Annotated in this window: 19 protein-coding genes and 1 tRNA gene; 12 read left to right on the plus strand and 8 right to left on the minus strand. The window is 57.4% G+C overall.

Annotated elements, in window-relative coordinates; translation table 11 throughout:
* Positions 1 to 166 precede the first annotated feature (166 nt).
* The 5 genes from B4B27_RS05875 to rpmB all read left to right on the plus strand — a co-directional run bounded on the left by B4B27_RS05875 (position 167) and on the right by rpmB (position 4,781).
* Complete coding sequence (locus tag B4B27_RS05875) at positions 167 to 1,744, plus strand: ABC transporter ATP-binding protein (RefSeq protein ID WP_290724617.1); 1,578 nt, start codon at positions 167 to 169, stop codon at positions 1,742 to 1,744.
* Positions 1,731 to 2,342 carry a methyltransferase family protein gene (locus tag B4B27_RS05880; RefSeq protein WP_290724619.1) on the plus strand — a complete coding sequence of 204 codons (612 nt, stop codon included), beginning with the start codon at positions 1,731 to 1,733 and terminating at the stop codon, positions 2,340 to 2,342. Before B4B27_RS05875 ends, B4B27_RS05880 begins: the two co-directional genes overlap by 14 nt.
* A 7-nt stretch (positions 2,343 to 2,349) precedes the next feature.
* The gene (locus B4B27_RS05885) at positions 2,350 to 3,561 is read left to right on the plus strand and encodes a 3-deoxy-D-manno-octulosonic acid transferase (protein ID WP_290724621.1); all 1,212 of its coding nucleotides are present in this window, start codon (positions 2,350 to 2,352) and stop codon (positions 3,559 to 3,561) included.
* Entirely contained in the window at positions 3,561 to 4,493 is a 933-nt protein-coding gene (ispH, locus tag B4B27_RS05890) for a 4-hydroxy-3-methylbut-2-enyl diphosphate reductase (RefSeq protein WP_173365667.1), read from the plus strand. The genes B4B27_RS05885 and ispH overlap by 1 nt, the downstream gene beginning before the upstream one ends.
* Positions 4,494 to 4,559: 66 nt before the next feature.
* Positions 4,560 to 4,781: a 50S ribosomal protein L28 gene (gene rpmB / locus B4B27_RS05895; protein WP_173318737.1), complete on the plus strand. Its 222-nt coding sequence runs from the start codon at positions 4,560 to 4,562 to the stop codon at positions 4,779 to 4,781.
* Between the two features lie 113 nt (positions 4,782 to 4,894).
* Here the strand turns inward: rpmB and B4B27_RS05900 are convergent, their stop codons facing one another.
* Both B4B27_RS05900 and B4B27_RS05905 read right to left on the minus strand, forming a co-directional pair.
* Positions 4,895 to 5,545, minus strand: a complete 651-nt coding sequence (locus B4B27_RS05900; protein ID WP_173365669.1) for a 3'-5' exonuclease — start codon at positions 5,543 to 5,545, stop codon at positions 4,895 to 4,897.
* A 2-nt stretch (positions 5,546 to 5,547) separates the two neighbouring features.
* Positions 5,548 to 6,051, minus strand: coding sequence for a lysophospholipid acyltransferase family protein (locus B4B27_RS05905; RefSeq protein ID WP_290724627.1), 504 nt, complete (start codon positions 6,049 to 6,051; stop codon positions 5,548 to 5,550).
* Between the two features lie 115 nt (positions 6,052 to 6,166).
* Between B4B27_RS05905 and B4B27_RS05910 the strand changes: the two genes are divergently transcribed.
* Positions 6,167 to 6,239: transfer RNA gene (locus B4B27_RS05910), tRNA-Cys, on the plus strand.
* Between the two features lie 47 nt (positions 6,240 to 6,286).
* Here B4B27_RS05910 and B4B27_RS05915 read toward each other — a convergent pair.
* The gene (locus B4B27_RS05915; protein ID WP_290724628.1) at positions 6,287 to 6,925 is read right to left on the minus strand and encodes a hypothetical protein; all 639 of its coding nucleotides are present in this window, start codon (positions 6,923 to 6,925) and stop codon (positions 6,287 to 6,289) included.
* Between the two features lie 146 nt (positions 6,926 to 7,071).
* Between B4B27_RS05915 and B4B27_RS05920 the strand changes: the two genes are divergently transcribed.
* From B4B27_RS05920 to B4B27_RS05945, 6 genes are all read left to right on the plus strand, one after another.
* Positions 7,072 to 7,734 (plus strand): DNA alkylation repair protein, encoded by a 663-nt coding sequence (locus B4B27_RS05920; protein WP_173365672.1) that lies wholly within the window; start codon positions 7,072 to 7,074, stop codon positions 7,732 to 7,734.
* A gap of 238 nt (positions 7,735 to 7,972) precedes the next feature.
* Positions 7,973 to 9,946, plus strand: coding sequence for a 4-alpha-glucanotransferase (locus B4B27_RS05925; RefSeq protein ID WP_290724630.1), 1,974 nt, complete (start codon positions 7,973 to 7,975; stop codon positions 9,944 to 9,946).
* A gap of 7 nt (positions 9,947 to 9,953) precedes the next feature.
* Positions 9,954 to 11,231, plus strand: coding sequence for a glycoside hydrolase family 13 protein (locus tag B4B27_RS05930; RefSeq protein ID WP_290724632.1), 1,278 nt, complete (start codon positions 9,954 to 9,956; stop codon positions 11,229 to 11,231).
* A 26-nt stretch (positions 11,232 to 11,257) separates the two neighbouring features.
* Positions 11,258 to 11,563 carry a TM2 domain-containing protein gene (locus tag B4B27_RS05935; protein WP_290724634.1) on the plus strand — a complete coding sequence of 102 codons (306 nt, stop codon included), beginning with the start codon at positions 11,258 to 11,260 and terminating at the stop codon, positions 11,561 to 11,563.
* 80 nt (positions 11,564 to 11,643) lie between these two features.
* On the plus strand, positions 11,644 to 14,295 hold the full coding sequence (secD, locus tag B4B27_RS05940; protein WP_290724636.1) for a protein translocase subunit SecD: 2,652 nt from the start codon (positions 11,644 to 11,646) through the stop codon (positions 14,293 to 14,295).
* Positions 14,296 to 14,375: 80 nt separating this feature from the next.
* Complete coding sequence (locus tag B4B27_RS05945) at positions 14,376 to 15,308, plus strand: magnesium transporter CorA family protein (protein ID WP_173365677.1); 933 nt, start codon at positions 14,376 to 14,378, stop codon at positions 15,306 to 15,308.
* A gap of 73 nt (positions 15,309 to 15,381) precedes the next feature.
* Here the strand turns inward: B4B27_RS05945 and B4B27_RS05950 are convergent, their stop codons facing one another.
* Genes B4B27_RS05950 through B4B27_RS05970 form a run of 5 tightly spaced genes read right to left on the minus strand, consistent with a single transcriptional unit; the run spans position 15,382 to position 21,281 of the window.
* A complete protein-coding gene (locus B4B27_RS05950) occupies positions 15,382 to 16,386 on the minus strand; it encodes a polyprenyl synthetase family protein (protein WP_290724638.1) in 1,005 nt (334 codons plus the stop codon).
* A gap of 3 nt (positions 16,387 to 16,389) precedes the next feature.
* The gene (gyrB, locus tag B4B27_RS05955; RefSeq protein WP_290724640.1) at positions 16,390 to 18,330 is read right to left on the minus strand and encodes a DNA topoisomerase (ATP-hydrolyzing) subunit B; all 1,941 of its coding nucleotides are present in this window, start codon (positions 18,328 to 18,330) and stop codon (positions 16,390 to 16,392) included.
* A 45-nt stretch (positions 18,331 to 18,375) separates the two neighbouring features.
* Positions 18,376 to 18,696 (minus strand): DUF721 domain-containing protein, encoded by a 321-nt coding sequence (locus tag B4B27_RS05960; protein ID WP_173381409.1) that lies wholly within the window; start codon positions 18,694 to 18,696, stop codon positions 18,376 to 18,378.
* A 5-nt stretch (positions 18,697 to 18,701) separates the two neighbouring features.
* On the minus strand, positions 18,702 to 19,475 hold the full coding sequence (locus B4B27_RS05965; protein WP_173381421.1) for an MlaE family ABC transporter permease: 774 nt from the start codon (positions 19,473 to 19,475) through the stop codon (positions 18,702 to 18,704).
* A gap of 18 nt (positions 19,476 to 19,493) precedes the next feature.
* Positions 19,494 to 21,281, minus strand: coding sequence for a S41 family peptidase (locus B4B27_RS05970; protein WP_173381408.1), 1,788 nt, complete (start codon positions 21,279 to 21,281; stop codon positions 19,494 to 19,496).
* Positions 21,282 to 21,359: the final 78 nt, after the last annotated feature.

A 21,359-nucleotide genomic window follows, 5' to 3' on the forward strand; every position in this document is an offset into this window, starting at 1 on the left:
AATCCCGAGTCCTGGGCCACTAGACGATAGGGGCGTCTTATGTAGGGCCAAATATAGTTAATCGGGCGATTTTGTAAAGGGGGCCGAGCGACATTTTTTGTATTTTTTTCCGGTGAACATCAAAAAAAGGCTAAAAAAGTCCCTTTTGCGCGGGATTTTGCAATATTTGCCGCTCGCTCTCATGGCAAGCCTCGCCGACGCGGGGCTCCTGTGGGGCATCCGCTCGTTCATGGGGCTGCTCGAGGGCAGTTCGCCGTTTACCCTCTGGGAATGGGCAGGCCTGATGGCCCTTCTCGCCGCGCTCCGCCTGGTGTTCATGTTCGCGAAGGCCCGCAATTCCGAGACATTCCTGTTCAATACCGGGAAAAGCGTCACCGAGTGGTTCCTCGGGCGCATCCGCATGCTTTCGCCCCGGCTTTTCCACGACGGTTCGGGCGATGCGAAGGTCGAGGCCGCCTACGAGGCGACGCTCTCGCTCCAGAGCAACGCCGGGGCGTATTTCCAACTGGTGCAGGCGTTATTGCAACTCGCCATCTTCTTGCCGGTGCTCCTGTACATCTCGTGGCCGCTCACGCTGTTCCTGTTTGCGGCGGTGGTGCCGTTTGTCGCCTGGATGCAGCGCAGGCTCCACGCGCTCGGCCCGCAAGAAGAATCGCTCCTGTACGCGCGGTCGAACTTTAGGCTTTCGCTGAATACCGCCCGCAGGCTATACCGCAACTGGAGCGGCAATGCCGAAATCGAGCACCTCGCCCGCGAGGTTTCGGAAGAGGCTGGCACGCTCAACCGCAAGGGGCTCGACGCGAGCATCCGCAAGAACGCGCTTTCCATCGCGATGGAGACGCTCTCGGTGGTGGCGATGGTCGCGGTTCTCGCATTCTGCGCGATGCTTATCGCCCGCGGGTGGATGGACGGCACGGGGCTCGTGCTGTTCTGCTCGGCGCTGTTGCTCTGCTACAAACCGGTGAAGGAATGTGCCCGCGCCGTGCCGCAGTTCCGGGCCGCCGCGAGCGCCTGCGACGTGCTGGAGGAATTCGAGGGGTTGCCGATGCGGGCGGCGTGTGAACAGGAGGCGCGCAGTCTGGAGGCGGGTTCGAGATTGCCACGCCTCTCCGAGGCTCGCAATGACGACAGCCTTGAAATCGCGCACGGGAACTTCACTTACGAGGGGAGCGATACGCCGGTCTATCGCGACTTCGGGATTACTTTGTCCAGAGAGAAGCCCGTTCTTTTACGCGGGCAGAACGGCATCGGGAAATCGACCCTGCTGCGCCTGCTCGCGGGCCTCGAGGAATGGGACGCCGCGACCCGCGATACGCCCGCGCAGTCATTGCCCGAAGGAAGCGGTCAACCCGAAAACGTATTCTTTATCCCGCAGGACCTTGAACTTCCGCCACGCCGCCTGCTTGTTGACCTGCTCGCCAGCCGCGAGGGCGAAACCGCACGCCTTATCGGGGAATTTGCCAAAGTGGCAGGTACCGACCGCCTGCTCGAAAAGCAAGGCCTTTCGGGCGGGGAACGCTCCCGCATCGCCCTCCTGTGGGCACTCGCAAGCGACTCGCCCACCGTCCTCCTCGACGAACCGATGGCCGCCATCGCGCTCGACGACCGCGAGCGCATATTGCTAGCATTCCTCGATACCGCAGCCGCTCTCGGCAAGTGGGTCATCATGGCGAGCCACGACCCGTTCAGCGCTACGGCGCAGTCCCGTTTCAACGTAGTGGAGATGGAACGTGCGAAAGGCTAGCGAAATCCTCTACCGCTTCCGCGGTTATATTCTCGCGCTTTTCGCCGTGGCACTCCTCGCCTGCCCCGCAGCGCCGTTCCCGCAAAATTACTCCCGCATGGCGGAAGTCGGCCCCTACATCGGCACGCTCCTCTTTTACGTTCTGGGCATTGCCCTCCGCATCAGGGCCCGCCAGTTTATAGGCCAGCACACCCGCGGCAACACACATGAGGCGGCCGAACTCGTCACCGACGGACCCTACGCGCACATGCGCCACCCGCTGTACACGTCGAACACCTACATCGCGCTGGGCGCAATCTTTTTCCACCTCGGCGTGAGCGGGCTCTTCCACGTCTTCATTATTGCGCTTGCCCTCTTCGAATACGCGCTCGCCCGCGCCGAAGACCGTTTCCTCGAAGAAAAGTTCGGCGACACCTGGCGCGCCTGGGCCCAAAGAACACCGATGAGTTCCGCGAATATCGAGGCGCTTTTCTGCCGCAACTCCGGCGACAGCCCCGCGCGCACCGTTTTACAGGCATTCCGCGCCGACGCCTCCACGTGGTTCTGGTTTGGATTTTTTAATTTGATAATGGTTCTACTCAAAATCTACACGGCCTGAGATAAACATGTTTAACGCGATTGATTTTGCACGATTCGCCATTGGCACTGCCGCCAAGGCAGTCGCTAAGGTCCCTGCCGTAAATACACGGTTCCATATCGGCGACCGCCTGAACGGTCCCTGGCCCGAAGGCCCCTTCCTGTGGATGCACGGGGCAAGCCTCGGGGAATGCAAGATGCTCCTGAACCTCGCGAAGTTCCTGCAAGAGGACATTGCGAACATGCCCAGGATCCTCATCACCACGCAGAAGGTGGAGGTGGTCGAGTTCATCAAGAAGACACTGTCGCAAGCCCCGGAGTCGCGCATCGATGTTTCCATCGCCCCCGCCGACACGCAGACGACCATGAGTCTTTTTGCCAAGAAGGTAAAGCCTATCGCGCTTATCCTCGGCGAGAACGAGCTCTGGCCGGGCTACCTTTCTACCATGCGACGTCTGAACATCAAGCCATCCGTTGCCATCGTCTCGGGCCGCTACCGGGCGTCCATGCCGGGGATCGACTTTTCTCCCGTTGCATTTGCAAGCATGCAGACCGGCGACGACCTCTCGCGATTCCTGAACGCGGCCTCGAAATTCCGCATCCCGAAAACGGCCATCGGCGGCGACTGGAAACTCCTCCCCTGGGTCCGCAAGAACGAGCCGCTCAAGCCAGTCGAAAACCCGACTGTCGATGTTGCCTTCCTCTCCATGCACCTTTCCGAATGGACCAGCCTCGAACGCATGGTGGAATCCTCCATCAAACGTCAGGAATCTGTCGTCCTGATTCCGCGGCGTCCCGAAGAAGCCGAAACATTCCGCAAGGCGCTCATCGAGGAAGAATACACGGTTGTCGACTGGCCACTCGTGCAGAAGGGAGCCATCTCCATCGTAAGCCAGTTCGGCATCACGAGCGACGTCCTTTCCATCTCGAAAACGGCAGTCGTCGGAGGTTCGTTCGCACGGGGACTCGGAGTCCATAACTTCTGGGAACCGCTACAAGCAGGTGTAGCCACCAGCATCGGGCCTTTCACCGCAGGGCAAAAGGAAAATGCGGCGGCACTCGTCCGCGAAGGTGTCATCGCACAGTTGCACACCACCGCCGACTATCCGAGACGCATGCTCCCCGATTCAAAACTCGTCGGAACCTTCCTCGCCCACGAACGCAACAAGATTCAAGATTCCTACCGGCAGCTCCTCGAATTCCTGCGGGGCCTGCCGGAATTCCAAGACGGAAACACGTAATGAAAAAGATTGTCCTTGCCACACCGCGCGGATTCTGCGCCGGAGTCGACCGCGCCATCCATATCGTCGAGAAGGCCCTCGAAAAATTCGGCACGCCCATCTACGTACGTCACGAGATCGTTCATAACAAATTCGTAGTCGACACCCTCAGGGAAAAGGGCGTCATCTTCGTCGACGAGGTGAGCGAGGTCCCGGAAGGCTCGGTCGTCATCTTCTCCGCGCACGGGGTCGCGGAACACATCTACGCCGATGCCGAGGCGCGCCACCTCAAGGTGCTCGATGCAAGTTGCCCGCTGGTGCTCAAGGTCCACTACAGTGCGAAGCGCCACTTCAATGCGGGGCGCCACATCATCCTCATCGGGCATGCGGGGCACGCCGAAGTCGAAGGCACGCTCGGGCAGCTCCCCGAAGGCGCCATCACCCTCATCCGGAACGAAGAGGACGTCTCCACTGTCAACGTTCCCGAAGGCAAGGAACTCGCCTACATCACCCAGACGACGCTCTCCGTTGCCGAGACCCACAAGATTATCGAGGCCCTGAAGAAGCGTTTCCCGAACATCATCGGCCCGAACGCGGGCGACCTCTGCTACGCGACCGGCAACCGCCAGGCGGCCGTCCTCGACCTCTGCAAGCAGGTCGACATGCTCCTCGTGGTCGGCGCCAAGAATTCCTCGAATTCGAGCCGACTCATGGAACTCGGCCTCGAACAGGGAATCAAGAGCCATCTCATCGCCGACGTGAACGACCTCGACCTCTCGTGGTTCGAGGGGATCGAATCCGTCGGGGTATCCAGCGGGGCATCCGCACCCGAAGTGCTGGTCCAGGAGGTCGTGGAATGGCTAAAGTCCCATTTTGAGCCGATTTCCATCGAAAATTTCATAAAATTGGTGGAATCGACCAAATTTAACCTCCCCAAAGAGCTCCAAGACTAACTTTAGCCTTGACAGTTCGACCATTTTTATCTAAAATTGGTGTCCGAAAAACAACGGAGTTTCATTATGAGCCGCATTTGTGAAGTTACCGGCAAGGCCGGCCTCGTGGGCAACATGGTTTCCCACTCCAACCGCAAGAAGTTGATGAAGCAGCTTCCCAACCTCCAGAAGAAGCGCTTCTACATTCCCGAAGAAGACCGCTGGGTCACGCTCCGCGTGAGCGCCGCCGGCCTCCGCACGATCAACAAGTGCGGTATCCAGGCTGTCGCCCGCGAACTCGGCATCTAATTCTCGAATAAAGAGACTAAAAAACCGTCAAAGGACACTTTGGCGGTATTTTGTGTTTCCGGGCCGCACTTGGCGGCCCCTTCTTTTTACCCGGAAACGGGAAAGGCGGGCGCCTACTTGTTGATGAACTGCGGCACGCCCTTGTACTTGGCCATGCCCGCCATGATGTTGCCCATTTCCCAGTCCTTCTCCTTTAACCGGCGGCGGAGGAGCGCGACAAACACTTCCATGAGCATTTCACAGTCGTAGACGGCGCGGTGCATCTTCGCGGGGTCGATCTTCATCGTAAATTCCCCGCGCTTCATGAAGAGGCCCGCCATGTAGCCCAGCTTGTGGTTCTCGAGTTCGGGCAAAATCGTACGGGCGACGACCAGGCTGTCGATGACGGGATTTCCCGGGATAAACTGCGGGTTCTTGGAGTAGGCCACGCGCAAGAAGCTCGCGTCAAAGTTCGCGTTATGCGCAAGCAAGATGGATCCCTGTCCGCAGAAGGCCGTAAACTTCTTGAGGCATTCACCTACCGGCGGGGCGTCCTTTACCATGGCGTCGGTAATATGGTTCACGCGCGAAGCCTCCTCGGGAATCATCATGTTGGGGTTCACCAGCGTGTTGAACTCCGAAATAAGCTTGGGGACGACCCTGCCTTTCGGGTCCGTCTCGACGGTGAACTTCACGGCTCCTATTTCGACAATTTCATCCTTCGTATTGACAAGGCCTGTCGTTTCGAGGTCAAACGCAACAAATTTCGGCGGCAATGCGATCATGTCTACTCCTTTTCCCGACTGGTGTCGGACCTTTTTTCTTTGCAAAAATACTTAATTTCGATGTCAATAGATGTCATCGGGAACGGAACAACAAAGTTATCCCAGCTTTTGAGGCGCACGTGGCGGCCATAGCGGGCTTCGACAAGCCACAACGGCCTTTCGGCCTTTTCGGCAAGCCACAGCGAACCAGGCTTGACCTGCAGTGCCGGACCGCGAGGCCCGTCCAGCGCCATTCCCACGAGTCCTCCTTCCCGCAAAGTCCGCACCAGGTGACGCACGTTCAATGCGCCGTGGCTATCGGAACCGCGAGTCACCCTGTACCCCAGGCGCCGCGCCACGCGGGCAAAAAGGTCCCCGTCCGAAGATTCCGAGACGAGGATATGCATTCCCGACCCGCGGAAAGCGGCACAACTGGCAAGCAGGTCCTGATGCCAAATTCCGACCACGCCGGGGGCATACCCCTCGGGCAACCTGAGTTTTACCCTCAGGCTTTTGACCCACAACATGCAAGCGAAAGCTAGGAGCCAGCCCTTGAATCGACCGAACATGGGCAAAAATTAGTTTTTTTAGCCATTCCCCCTTGGCAAAAGCAGTTTATTTACCTATATTGCCGCTCACATTGGCGACGTACCCAAGTTGGTAAGGGGCGGCTCTGCAAAAGCCTTATTCATCAGTTCGAGTCTGATCGTTGCCTCTCAAAAAAACCGCTTTCGAAAGAAGGCGGTTTTTTTATACGGTTTTCTACAGTAGCGGGTTCTTGCGCGGGCGGCCACGCGGACGCTTCACGGGCAGTCCGTCGGGACCGACAGCCGGGGCCGCGGCCTTGTTTTTCGCAGCCAGCGCCGCACGAATCTTCTTCGCACGCTCTTCCATGCGCTGGCGTTCGAGTTCTGCCGCCGAATAGACCTTGGCCTTGGCCGCGTCGCTCGGCTTTGCTCCGAAAGAGCCCTTGAGCACACGCCCCGAAGAGGGTACCGGTGGAGGAGCCGTCACAACCTTAGCCGTTTCTGGAACAACGGGTTTCTCCACTGCCGGACGCGGCGCGGAAAACAGCGAGTCCAACTTCCGGCGGGCCCCCGACATCGGCCTTTCCGCATCCAGAACCGGGGCCGGTTCGACCTTTGCCGAAAAGCCGGGCCTTGCAACGGAGCCCCTCGCGAAAGATTCCGAAACCGAGCGCGCCACCCTGAGCATGTCCGCCCTCCCCTTTTCCTGTTTCATCCTCAGGCGTTCGCGCTTGGATGGCCTAGTAGCCGAACGGCGACGCTTGGCCGTGTCCTCCCTCGCCTCCCTCTGCAATATTTCCTCATTGGACGGGCCTCGGAGTTCCGGGGGAACCTCGATTACCGCACGCTCATAAACGGCTTCATTCACGCTCATAATCCCAAAAAACTTAAAAAAACGATTTGTCAAGAGTATTTTTTGTCTTTTTTTTGCAAAAAATTTCAAAAAACTGAAAAAAATTTAAAAAAAATGCTTGTCAAGGTCTAGAAAATAAATTCTTTCTGGACTATTTTTGTGTCGTCATGTTAAGGTTCACTCAAGATATCCTACTTGCGCTCCGCGCTATCGCTAACGAAGAAGAATCTCACGAGATGTCCAAGAAGGCACGCGAACAGTTTGACTTCCTGGGGATCCGTCTTGTCCCAAGGCGCGAAGTTACCTACCCCATATTCGACAAGAACCCGCCGAAAGACGACGCCGAGCTGGTAGCCCGGGTCGAGGACATGTGGTCGCAGCCCTACCGCGAAATCCAGTACGCCGCATGCGACTACCTCTTCCGCCACAAGGAAATGCTCGGGGGGCAGCATCTCAATTTCTTGAAGAAACTTATCAAGACCCGTGCCTGGCGCGATACGGTCGACACGCTCGCCGCCTGCATTTTAGGAGACCTCGCGCTCCGCCTCCCCGCGCTCCGCAGCAAGATTGCCTCCTGGATCCGCGATCCGAACATCTGGGTCCGCCGCAGCGCCATCATCTTCCAGATCCAGTACAAGGACCGTACCGACTGGCCGCTGCTGCGCCAGTTCTGCCTCACCTGCGCCAAGGAAGACGACTATTATATACGTAACGGCATCGGCCGCGCACTTTCCGAGTACGCGCGCATCAACCCGACCGAGGTCCGCCGTCTAGTACAAGATAACGTCTTCGCCGAGCAGACCACGCAAGAGATTCTGCGTTTAATATAAAGTTCGGGCAAAACAAGTTTGCGAACCTCGTCCAGATTTCATTTGGACGAGGTTTTTTTCACTTTTTCCTTGTTTTCTCGAAGGGGGAACGCGAACCGGCCTTCCAGCACGCACCCCTTTGCACCCGGGCAGCATTCCTGCTTCCGCTTGTCACAGAAAGTCTCTCTCAAATACCTACATTCCCAGCTCATGCAAGGAATAATAGCATATTCTTTCCCGATTTATCTATATTTCGGGCATGCGTTACGGTGATATTTCCTCCTTCCAGACGGGCGTAGCCGTGCCCCTCTTCAGCCTCCGCAGCAAGGCTGACATCGGTATCGGCGAATTCCTCGACCTCATTCCCTTCGCAGGCTGGTGCAAGCTCTGCGACTTCAACATCATCCAGCTTTTGCCGGTCAACGACACCGGAGCCGAGGCGAGCCCCTACAGCGCCCGGAGCGCATTCGCCCTGAACCCGGTGTTCATCAACATCCAGTCAGTCCGCGGCTCCAGCGAATTCGAGGAAGAAATCGAGGATGCCAAGGAAGGATTCGAAAGCGAAGAACGCATCGACTATTATAAGATATCCACGTGGAAGCGCGGCATTCTCCGCAAGATTTTCGACAACCGCTACGACGAGCTCAAGAAGGACAAAGACCTTTCGAACTGGATCGACAAGAACGGATGGGCCAAAGCCTATTGCGCCTACGCGACACTCAAGGCCCAGAATTCCGAGTCGAGCTGGAAGGACTGGAAAAAGTTCAAGGATCCCACGGCAGACGATATCGAGAAGCTCTGGACCAAGTACCACAAGGACATACTTTTCCAGGCCTGGATGCAGTACGTCGCCGAGATGCAGTTCACGGCCGCCGTGAGCGAGGTTTCGAAACTCGGCATCCACATCAAGGGAGACATTCCCATCCTCATCAACGAGGACAGCGCCGACGTGTGGGCGAACCGCAAGTACTTCTCGCTTTCCGACCGCGCGGGCGCACCTCCCGACATGTTCAGCTACAGCGGCCAGAACTGGGGATTCCCCACCTACCGCTGGGATGTCATCGAGGCGGACGGATTCCGTTGGTGGAAAGACCGCCTCGCTCAGGCGAGCAAGTTCTACCACGCCTACCGCATCGACCACGTGCTCGGATTCTTCCGCATCTGGTCCATCCCCGAAAACGAAGTGACGGGCATCCTCGGACGCTTCAATCCCTGCGTCCCGCTTACCTGGGACCGTCTGCATGCCGCCGGGTTCATCCGCGAGACGCTCGAGTACCTGCGCCGCCCGAACTACTCCGTGGACCAGCTTCGCGAATTCCTGGGCGACGAGACCGAGAACATGGTTTCCGTCTACTTCGAAAGCCTGCCCAACGAGCCTTCGCGATTCGTCCTCAAGCCGCAATTCTATAGCGAACGCGCCATCACGACTCTCGACGAACCGCAGAACGTGAAGGATGCCCTCCTGAAGGTCTACTGGAATCGCATTTTCATCCCGGCAGGCGACGAAAACAACTACTACCCGTTCTGGTACTGGTACAACCAGCCCGTTCTCAGGACACTCCCCGAAAACGAGCAGGAAAAGCTCAAGGAAATCATCCACGAAAACGAAGCCTCGCAGGAAGGGCTCTGGGAACAGAACGCGACGAAGCTTCTCTCTGTCCTCGCGAAAGAGACCGACATGCTGGTATGTGCCGAAGACCTCGGAGCCGTCCCGCACTGCGTCCCCACCGTGCTCAAGAAACTCAATATCCTTTCGCTGCGCATCGAGCGCTGGGCCCGCAACTGGGATGCCCCGTACAGCCCCTACTACGACATGGCCGAATACCCGAGACTCTCCGTGTGCACCACGAGTTGCCACGACACCTCGAGCCTCCGCGGGCTCTGGGAAGAACCCGATTTCGACCGCGACCTCTACTGGACACACGCCCAGCTATCCGGTGCCGCGCCGCAGACGCTTACCCCGCCCGCCGTGCGCAACATCCTTGAACACGTATTCTCGTCGAACAGTCTCTTCTGCATCTTGCCTGTGCAAGATTTCTTCGCGCTTTCCTCAACCCTTTCCGAAATCCCGGCCGAAGAAGAACGCGTGAATATTCCCGGCACGGTCGGCGGCAAGAACTGGACCTACAGGATTCCCGTGACCATCAAGGAACTCACGGCAAACGCATCGCTCCATTCCGAAATCCGCAAGCTCGTGGACGTGCGCAAGCGCCGCCCGATGTGGAACATCTAGAGGCACCATGGTCCGGTCTTCAACGAAACTCGCGCCAGACTGGGTCAAGGACGCCATCTTCTATCAGATTTTCCCTGATAGGTTTTGCCGCAGCCCCAAATACAGTGCCGTAGGCAAGTTCGTGCAATGGGACAGCAAGCCCACCCGCACGAACATGTTCGGCGGGAACCTCGCGGGCATTACCGACAAACTAAAGTACATTGCGGACCTCGGCGCGACGGCGATTTACCTGTGCCCGATTTTCAAGAGCAATTCCAACCACCGCTACCATACGGTGGACTACTTCGAGATTGACCCGGTGCTCGGCACGCTCAAGGATTTCGACAACCTTGTAAAGAAGGCGCACGCCCTCGGGCTCCGCGTCATTCTGGACGGCGTCTTTAACCACTGCTCGCGCGGATTCTTCCAGTTCAACAGCCTCATGGAACTCGGGGAAGATTCCCCCTACGTCGACTGGTTCCACGTGCACAGCTGGCCCATACACGCCTACTCGGGCAAGCCGAATTACGAATGCTGGTGGAACTACCCCGCGCTACCGAAGTTCAATACGGACTGCGCGGACGTTCGCGAATACCTGTTCAGCGTCGCCGAATACTGGACCAGGCGCGGCATTGACGGCTGGCGGCTCGACGTGCCGAACGAAATAAACGACGATAGTTTTTGGCAGGAATTCCGCAGGCGCGTGAAGGCGATAAACCCCGAAGCCTACATCGTGGGCGAAATCTGGGACAATCCCGAGCGCTGGCTCAAAGGCGACCAGTTCGACGGAGTCATGAACTACCCGTTCCGCAAGGCGGTAATGCAGTACCTCTTCGACGAGAACCCCGTTTCTACAGGCGAATTCTGCAAAAAGGTGCGCAGCGCGTTCCCCGAGAACCGCTTCGGTACCCCGATGAACCTGCTCGGGAGCCACGACACCACCCGCATCGCGTCGCAACCCCGCACGAGCCCCGAACGCATAAGGCTCGCGCTCGCCCTGCTGTTCTTTATGCCCGGAGCCCCCTGCATCTACTACGGCGACGAAATCGGCATGGAAGGCGGCAAGGACCCCGACTGCAGGCGAACATTCCCGTGGGACCAGCTGAAGGCCCGCAAGGCGCTGCCCATCTACAAGTTTATCCGCGAACTCACCCGCATGCGCCACGAAAACCCCGTACTCCGCGACGGGAGCCTGAAAATTCATTTTGCGGGGACCGGTTTTTCTGTGGTTCGCGCATCGGGCCATGACTGTTTGACTCTTTCGGTGTCGCTGGATGCGCCCGAACCATCTTTTGAAATTAAATAAAAACGTAAACAACAAGGAGCTGCTTTATGCCTTTTTGTCCAAAATGCGGAAATGAAGTTGCCAACACAGACACATTTTGCAACAAATGCGGAACCAGCATTCAAGAGATCCCGGCAGAAGGAGCTGGCACCAAAGTGAATCAGGTCGCCTATGCAGTCCTGGCCATCCTTTTGGGGGGCTTGGGCATACATAAATTCTATGCCGGCAAGATAGGCATGGGGATTCTGTACATTCTGTTCTGCTGGACAACCATTCCCGGCATAATAGGCCTTATTGAAGGAATCATCGCCGTAACGAAAAATGCCGACGCAAACGGCAACATTTACATCTAGTTTCCTTACGCGGCGCCCGCCTTTTTCTATCTTTGCACCCGCAACTAAATGCGTATTAATGCCTTATTAAGGGATTACAAATGAACAAATATAAATTCGGCATAAGAGAATTCATCATTCTCGCTGTTATTGCTCTCTCGGCCTACACCGTATGGCCCTCCATCCAGGTTCACTCCAAGAAGGGCGAAGAACAAAAGGCGTTCCTCAAGGAAAACCCGAAGATGGCCACGAAGTCCATCAACTTCGGTCTGGACCTCGCGGGTGGTACGAGCATCACCCTCCAGATTGACCAGTCCGGACTCAAGGAAGGCGACGACATCAAGGACATCCAGGCCCAGTCCCTGGAAATCATCCGTAACCGCGTCGACCAGTACGGTCTTTCCGAACCCCAGATTTCTCCTTCCGGCGACGACCGCATCCTGGTCGAACTTGCCGGCGTGGACGACTCTACCGCAAAGGCCCTCGTGGGTTCCACCGCAAAGCTCGAATTCAAGATTCTTGCCGAAGCAGACAGGTTCCCCCAGGTCGTCGGTCTCATCGACCAGTACCTGACGCGCCAGACTTCCGACGTGACTGCAGATTCCGCCGCGACGGATAGCACTGCAGCCAAGGACAGCACGGTCGCAGCGAAGGATTCCGCAAAGGATACGGCCCAGCTTTCCGACGAAGAACTCCTCGGCGGCAAGGTCGCCGCAGCTGAAGCCCCGAAGGCCGAAGATTCCTCCAAGGCAGCCACCGAAGAAGCCGCACCGGCTACGGAGGTCGGAAAGGCCCTCAGCTCCTACTACATGTCTTTTGCCAACGGTGGGTTCATCGCCGAAGAAGACATCGAAAAGGTCAAGAAGCTCCTCGAGCTCGACGGTGTCAAGAAGCTCATCCCGCGCGACCTGAACTTCGCGTTCGGAAGCGGCCTCGAAAAGATCAGCAACGATTCCCCGGTCAAGGCCAAGCGCCTCTACCTCCTCAAGCGCCGCGCCGAAATGGGCGGTGACGATATCGTGAACGCCCAGCCCCACCGTCTCGCTGACGGCGTGAGCGCAGGCGAAGTCGCCGTGACCCTCAAGTTCGGCGGCATCGGTCCCAAGAAGTTCTCCGCCGTGACCGCCGCGAACGTCGGCAAGCAGATGGCCATCGTTCTCGACAACCAGGTGATTTCCGCTCCGCGCATCAACGAACGCATCCCGAACGGCGACGCCCAGATTACCGGCCTCGACGACATGGCCGAAGCAAACCGCCTCGCCGTCGTGCTCCGCGCCGGCGCCCTCAAGGCCCCGATGAAGATTATCGAAAGCCGCACCGTGGGTGCCACCCTCGGTGAAGAAAACATCGTCCAGGGCTTCGGTTCCGGCGCTGTCGGCCTCATTCTCTGCCTTGTGTTCATGGTGGCTTACTACCGTCTGGGCGGCCTTATCGCGAGCCTCGGCATGGTCATCAACACCCTCGTTACCGCCGCCGTGATGTCCGTGTTCAACGCGACCCTCACTCTCCCCGGTATCGCGGGCTTCATCCTCGTCGTGGGTATGTCCCTCGACGCGAACGTGATTATCTACGAACGTATCCGTGAAGAACTCAAGGCCGGCCTCACCGCCCGCGCGGCAGTCGCCAAGGGTTACGAACGAGCCTTCAGCGCCATCTTGGACTCCAACTTGACGACCGTGCTTACCGGCCTTATCCTCTACAAGATCGGTACCGGTTCCGTGAAGGGTTTCGGTCTTACGCTTACTATCGGTATCCTCACCTCGCTCTTCTGCGCCATCACGCTTACCCGCGCCATCCTCGACTGGAAGCTTGCCAAGCGCGACACGACGACGCTCTCCATCGGTAGTGGCATCAAGGCCATCAACGAGGCGAACCTCCAGATTATCCCGCACCGCAAGCGTTTCGGTCTCATTTCGACCATTCTCATCATCGCTTCCATCGCATGCATTGTGGTCAAGGGATTCGACTTCAGCATCGACTTCACCGGTGGCCAGGTCTACACGGTTCAGTATCAGGATAACGCGAAGCACGAAAGCGACCTCAACAAGGCACTCTCCGCTGCAGGCATCAATGGCACGCGCGTCCGCTCCCTCGGCGGAACGTCCGCCAACTCCTACCAGATTAGCATGCGCGCTTCCGAAGACGCACAGTTCGAACTCAAGATGAACGAAGCCTTCAAGAAGGCCGGTCAGGAATGCGTCATTGTCGCGAAGGACAACGTCGGCCCGACAATCGGCAAGGAACTCCGCTTCAACGCTATCTTGTCCGTAATCCTCGCCTGGATCGGCATCCTCCTCTACGTGTGGTTCCGGTTCGGCAAGTTCGGTCTCGGTTTCGGTGTCGCCGCCGTGCTCGGCCTCGTGCACGACACCATCATCACGCTCGGCTTCATCTCGGCATTCAGCCTTTCCTTCGACGGCGCCCTGATTGCCTCGCTCCTCACGATGATCGGTTACTCCGTGAACGACACGATCGTGAACTTCGACCGCATCCGCGAAAACACGGCCATCTACGGTTCCGCGAACTTCGGCGAAACAATCAACAAGTCCATCAACCAGTGCTTCAGCCGTACCATGGTGACCTCCCTCACGACCTTGTTCGTGTGCGTGATTCTCGCCGTGATGGGCGGTTCCTCCATCCGCGACTTCGGCCTCGTGCAGTGCTTTGGTATCCTCATCGGTACCTACTCCTCCGTGTGCATCTGCTCTCCGATTGTTCTGTGGTGGTCCAACCGCTTCAAGAAGGGCGTGTAATCAAATTAAAATGTTGAAAAGAGCCCCGGCAAATGCCGGGGCTTTTCTATATTTGAACCCGTTCGATCAAAGGGGGCTCCATGCTCAAGTATTACAAAATCGAATCGGGCCGCATTGCAGTCGCCCCGAACGAAGACGCAGCTGACATCGTCATCATGGGCTCCCTCAGCCAGGAACAGCGAAGCGTCCTAGTCAAGGAATACGAAATAACCGAGCATACCATCGCCTCCGCATTCGACTCCGACGAGCTTTCCCGTATCGAATACGACGACGACTTCACCACGATAGTGTTCAAGAAGCCCAAGAACTATTCTGCCGCGGACAACTTCCAGTTCCGCGTAGAATCCTTCGGCATCTTCATCTTCAAGGACTGGATCCTGCTCCTCACCGACAGCGACATTCCCGTGATGGACGAACGCCGCTTCTCGAAAATCGACAGCCTGAACACCTTCGTGCTCCGCGTGTTGAGCTACGCGATATCGCACTTCAACGAACACCTGCGCATTATCAACCGCATCAACGATGACCTCGAACTGCGCCTCAACACCTCGATGGAAAACAAGTACCTGCTTTCCATGTTCAGCCTCAACAAGGGCTTGATCTACTACGTGAGCGCACTCAACAGCAACGACACCTTGCTCCGCAAGTTGCAGCTGGGCAGGAGCCTCAACTGGACCGAGGCCGAACGCGAACTTTTGGAAGACATCCAGATCGAAAACGGGCAGAGCCTGCAACAGGCAAACATCTACGCAAACATCTTGACGTCGATGATGGATGCCCGCGCAAGCGTCATCAACAACAACGTGAACCAGCTGATGAAGAACTTGACCATCGTGACGATTTCGATATCGCTCCCGACGTTCTTCGCAAGCTTGTTCGGCATGAACGTGCAGTTGCCCTTCGCCATGAACGGCGACGCCGCTACAGGATCGCCCATAGCCTTCTGGGGCATCATCGCGGTCTGTATCCTGTCAGTGGTCGTCTTCCTCGCCTTCTGGATGCGGCGGAAGTAGCGCGAGGAGTATATCTTTAATTCCCCGATGCGAAGCATCGCCCCGAGCACATCAATGTGCGGAGGAGTAGTCTTTAATTCCCGCGGTCGCTCATGCTCGAAAACATGGCGACAATCTCGCCGGTAAAGTTGTTCTTCGGGAACTTGTCCGCAATCTGCAGCGCCTGTTCCAGATGTTCCTGGGCTTCGGCCTTCGCCTTGTCGAAACTCTTCTTTGCATTCAGTCGCGCAAGGATCTCGCCGGCGACATCGTCGGTCGCGACCCTCTTGATAAGCGATTCCATTTCGGAACGTTCATCCGCGTTGCAATCCTCGAAGTAATACAGAAGCGGGAGCGTAATGAGCCCGTTCGAGAGGTCGGTGAACTTCGCCTTGTCCAGATTCTTCGAGCCGTAGCCGTAATCGAGCAGGTCATCGATAATCTGGAACGCGAGCCCGAAGTGCGCCCCCATCTTGGCACATTCGTCAATCAGGGGTTTGTCGAATCCGGCCATGATACCGCCGATGCGGGAAGCAGCCTCGATAAGCGCGGCCGTCTTCGCATCGATAATCTCGTTGTAGGTTTCCCTGGAAAGCCCGAGTTCACCGCAGTGGTCGAGTTCCATGATTTCGCCCACGATGAGCTTGTCCGCAGCGTCCGAGATAACCACCGGCACTTCACGATCCCGTTCGTCAATCACGCAACGCATCGACTGCGAAAGCACGTAGTCGCCCACGAGAACGGCCACCTGCGTTCCCCATTTCTTGTGGGCGGTAGCCTTGCCGCGCCGGAGTTCCGTGCCGTCGATGATATCGTCGTGCACGAGACTCGCAAGGTGCAACAGTTCCACGCTTGCGCAGGCATGCGCGACACGGGACGCATCGGGCGCCACATTCCCGCAGTTGGATATGAGGCAAAGAAGAGTCGAACGGATGCGCTTGCCCTTCGTCTCGAAAAGAGTCTGAAGCCTATCTGCAATCCCGGCAGGAGCAGTCTCTGCCACACGCAGGATTGTCTTTTCGGTCAAATCCAGCTGATTACGGACTAGGTCACGAGCCTGTCCGAGAACTGCCTGGAAATCGGCTTTCGAAGGAGTCATAGACTAGACATCCAGGTCGTTCAGGACCTTGTAGGCGTTCGTTTCGATAAACTTGCGGCGCGGTTCCACGTCTTCGCCCATGAGCATGCTGAAAATCTGGTCGGCGAGCACGGCGTCTTCCACGTAGCACTGCTTGAGCAGGCGCGTCTTCGGATCCATGGTCGTGTCGTTCAGCTGTTCGGCGGACATTTCGCCAAGGCCCTTGAATCGCGTGATGGTGACATTCTTCTTGTCTTCCATCTCGGCCATTACCTTGTCCTTCTCGTTTTCGTCGAACAGGTAGCGGTCCTTCGTGCCCACCTTGAGCTTGTAGAGGGGCGGCATAGCAAGGAAGATGTGTCCGGCATCGATAAGCGGGCGCATGTAGCGGAAGAAGAACGTGAGCAAAAGCGTCTGGATGTGAGAGCCGTCCACATCGGCATCGGTCATGATGATGATCTTGTCGTAACGGAGCTTCTCCATCTTGAATTCGGTGCCGATACCCGTACCGATGGCATTCACCAGGTTCTGGATTTCTTCGGTGTCGAGCACGCGATGAAGGCTTGCCTTTTCCACGTTCAGGATCTTACCGCGCAACGGGAGGATAGCCTGGAATTCGCGGTTACGTCCGCTCTTCGCGGAACCGCCAGCGGAATCACCCTCGACAATAAACATTTCGCACTGCTTCGGATCGCGGCTACTGCAGTCAGCGAGCTTGCCGGGGAGTCCGCCGCTTTCGAGCACGTTCTTGCGGCGAGCGAGGTTACGGGCACGGTGAGCCGCCTCGCGGGCGAGTGCCGCGTTGTAAACCTTGTCGAGAATCACCTTGATGGCGGCCGGGTTCTCCTGGAAGAATTCCTCGAGCTTTGCGCCGAATGCGCTATTCACGTAGCTTGCAATTTCGGAGTTGCCGAGCTTGCGCTTGGTCTGGCCTTCGAACTGCGGCTGCGAAACCTTGATGGCGATAACCGCGGTAAGGCCTTCGCGAATGTCGTCGCTCGTAATCTGCGCATCCTTCTTGCCCTTGGGCATCTCCGCCGCGAACTTGTTGATGACGCGGGTAAGTGCCGTCTTGAAGCCCGTAACGTGCGTACCGCCGTCGTAGGTATTCACGTTGTTCACGAAGCTGAAGAAGTTTTCCTGGTAGCCGTCGTTGTACCACATGGCGACTTCGAGCGGGTACTGGCCATCAGGGAGCACCAGGTGGATGGGCTCGTTAAAGAGCGGAGTGCGGTGTTCGTCCACGTAGCGCACGAACTCGGAAACGCCACCCGGGTAGCAGAACGTCTCGGAGCGTTGGTTCTCGGAGTCGCGCTCGTCGGTAAGCGTGAGCCTGAGCCCGCTCATGAGGAACGCAAGTTCGCGAAAGCGCGTAGCCAGCGTGTCGTACACGTAGACGGTCTCGGTAAAAATCGTATCGTCGGGGTAGAACTCGACGCTCGTGCCGGTCGTGCCGTCGCTCTCGCCGATATCCACCTGCGGGCCGCAGGGAATGCCCTTCGAGAATTCCTGGCGCACCACGCGGCCGTTGCGACGCACCGTCACGATAAGCTTGTTCGAAAGCGCGTTCACACAGCTCACGCCCACGCCGTGCAAGCCGGCAGAAACCTTGTACGAATTGCTGTCGAACTTGCCGCCCGCATGGAGCTTGGTCATCACCACCTCGATGGTGCCCACGTGTTCCTTCGGGTGAATGTCGGTCGGAATGCCGCGCCCGTTATCGGTCACGCGGATGCCGTTGCCCGGCAGGATGGAAATTTCGATGTGGTTGCAGAATCCGGCCAGAGCCTCGTCCACGGAGTTGTCGACGACTTCCCATACCAGATGGTGAAGCCCGCGGATGTCGGTCGAGCCGATGTACATGGCGGGGCGGACACGTACCGCCTCCAAGCCCTCAAGAACGGTAATGCTCGAACCGCTGTAATCTTCCTCGGCCTTCTTCATTTCTTCAGATTCTTCTGCCATATTTCCTCTAAAAACATTTCACAGGAGCGAGCCTCGGGAGCCGGTTCAAACGAAGCGAATCGCCTTAACCACAGGCTTTCCGAGCAGCGCATTGCACCTGTCAATAATAGCATTTTTTTGCATGAAAAGTTCGCTTTTCCAGGCCGCAGAAGCCGCTTTCAGCACAAGCGTATGCTTGTCCAATTTCACGGGTTGCACGTGTGCGCAAACAGCCTTCCCGACCACTTCCTCGAAGCGGTCCGAAAGGGTCTTGAAGTCCATACTTTCGGAGACATGCGCCTTATCGAGAACCTTCGCAATGAGCACGCTGATATCGACAGCGCCCTCTCCCGTCACACCCTTTTTTCTACGGATAAGCGGTGGCATTTGACCTACACGAGCAACAGCTTGGAAAGCGTGAAGCCGCCGATAAGGATGCTCGTCATGCCAGCCACCACGGTGGCCTTGGTGCTCTTGCCCACACCCTCGGCGCCACTATGGGTGAAGAACCCGAAAAAGCATGCGTAGCTTGCGATAAAGTAGCCGTAGAGCGTCGCCTTGATAAGGCCCACGACAAGGTCCCAGTTGTGGTAGAACATGCGCACGCCGTAGAAGAACACCGACCACGAGACTTCCTTGTACAGGTGGGCCACCTCGTAGCCGCCCGCGATGCCGATGAAGATGCTTATCACGGTAAGCGTCGGGAGCATGATGACTGTCGCGATAAGGCGCGGTGCAAGCAGAAACTTGTAGGGGCTTAACCCCAGAACCTTGTAGGCATCGAGCTGTTCTGTAACCGCCATGGTGCCAAGTTCCGAACACATGGAGGCACCAATGCGGCCAGCAAGTACCATCGCGGTCAAGATGGGGCAAAGTTCCACCATCACGGACTTGCCCACGGCCATGCCCACGAACATCATCGGGATCATGTCACCGAACTGATAGGCAAGCTGCCACGACATGATGGCGCCGGTAGCAAGCGACGCCGCAAACACCACGGGAATGCTGGTCACCCCAACGCGGTGCATCTGTTCCACCGTCGTGTGTAAATTAGAGAATGCACCGGGAATATTCTTGAAGAGTTCCCACACGAACTTGAAGTAGCTCAGCACGGTCCGCAGGAACCTGCGAACAAACCGCCCGAGCGCCTCCGCAATGCCGTTCATCAACTTCACGCGCGAAGCCTACTTCTTTTTCTTGGATTTCTTAGAGTCGGCCTTCGCAGGGCGCTTGCCCGGGCCCGAAATCGTCTTCTTGTAGAGGGCGTCGTCGGAGAGATACTTGATAGCTTCCTTGAGCTGCTCGTCGCGCTTGAGCGAGAAGGCCGTGCTCACGGAATCATTCACCATCGCAGTCAGGAGTTCGCGCTTAATGCCGTCCTTGATGTAGTCCTTGTTCTCGTCAAACTGGGCATCTCGCTTTGCCTCGAGGGCCTTGCGCATATCCGAAAGACGCGCGGCGAGAGTCGTATCGGAAACCGTCTTCGCGCTGTCGCCCATGTAGTTCTGTTCGCGCACGATGCTCTTCTCGAGCTGGTCCACGCCCACGAGGGCATTGCTCTTTACCTTCATGAAAGTCGTATCCTTCATGCAGAATTCCTTGAACTGTGCATAGAGGGAATCCGGAACCACCCAGTCGGCATCGACCTTGACTCCGGCCTTGTCAAGCTGCGGGCGCACCTTCACGGCAAACTTGAAGTACATAGCCATGCGTTCCTGCACCTGCACCACCCACGGCATCGGAGAGAGTTCGATATCCACGTCGGGAGTGATGCCGCCACCGCCGAACATCATGCGTCCGTTGTTCGTGTAGAACGTATCGCGTGCGACTGTATCCTTCTTCGCGGAATCCGCAGCGGCCTTGTCGCCATCGTCCTCGGATTCCTCTTCCATGAGCTTGAGCCCCTTGATGCCGTTTTCAGGCTTGTTGATGCAGCGGCCGAAGGGCAGGTAGTAGAATGCCGTCGTAAGCTTGAGCGCGTTCCCCTGGTTGTCGAGCGGGAAGATCGTCTGCACCGAGCCCTTGCCGAACGAGGTCTTGCCGATGACAAGCGCGCGGTCCCAGTCCTGGAGCGCACCGGAGACGATTTCTGCAGCGCTCGCGGAGCCCTGGTTCACAAGCACCACCATCGGGACATCGGGGGCAAGCATGCCGTCGCGGCGGGCGCGGCTCTCGGTCCGCTGCGTGCGGCCGAGCGTAGAGACAATCACGTTGCCCTGCTTGAGGAACAGTTCGCTAATCTCGATAGCCTGGTTCAAAAGGCCACCCGGATTGTAGCGCATGTCGAGCACGAGCTTCTTCATGCCCTGCTTCCTGAGGCCGCGGATGGCGTTTTCCACGTCGCTCGTCGTCTTGTCGCTGAAGGTCGCGAGCTTGATGTAGCCGATATCCTTCGAAACCATTCCATAATAGGGAACGGCATGCACCACGATTTCGGCACGGGTAATCGTAAATTCCATCAAGTCGGCGACACCTTCGCGTTCGATGGAAACCGTCACGTCGGTCCCGATCTTGCCACGGAGCTTGCTCACGGCGTCGTCGAGCGAGAGGCCCTTGGTGTCCTTGCCGTCAATCTTTCGGATGCGGTCGCCGGCGCGGATGCCGAGCCTGAATGCCGGAGTCCCGGAAAGAGGGGAAATCACGGTCAAGATGTTGTCGCGCAGGCTGATGGTGATGCCCACGCCGCCGAACTTGCCTTCCATCGAAACCTTGAGGCCCTCGTAGTCCTTCGGGGTAAACACCGTCGTATGCGGGTCGAGGATGTCGCGGATGCCGTTCAGGGCGGCATCGGTCAGTTCCGTGGGGTTCACGTCCTCCACGTACTTGCGGTTCACCTCGGAAAGCACCTTGTTGAGGCGGGATACTTCATCGTAAAAGTCGCCGGGAGGCGTCTTCGTATCGCCCGCGGCAAAGGAGAACGTCATTGCCGAAAGGGCAAGCACAAATGGGATTCGGGAAAAATTGAAATTCATGACTGAAAAATACAATTTCTAGGCTAAAGAAACATGCCAAAAACGGGAAAAACCGGCCCAAAAGGACCGGTTTTTGAA

This window comes from Fibrobacter sp. UBA2449, assembly GCF_002342555.1.
In the GTDB taxonomy this organism is placed as follows: Bacteria; Fibrobacterota; Fibrobacteria; order Fibrobacterales; family Fibrobacteraceae; genus Fibrobacter.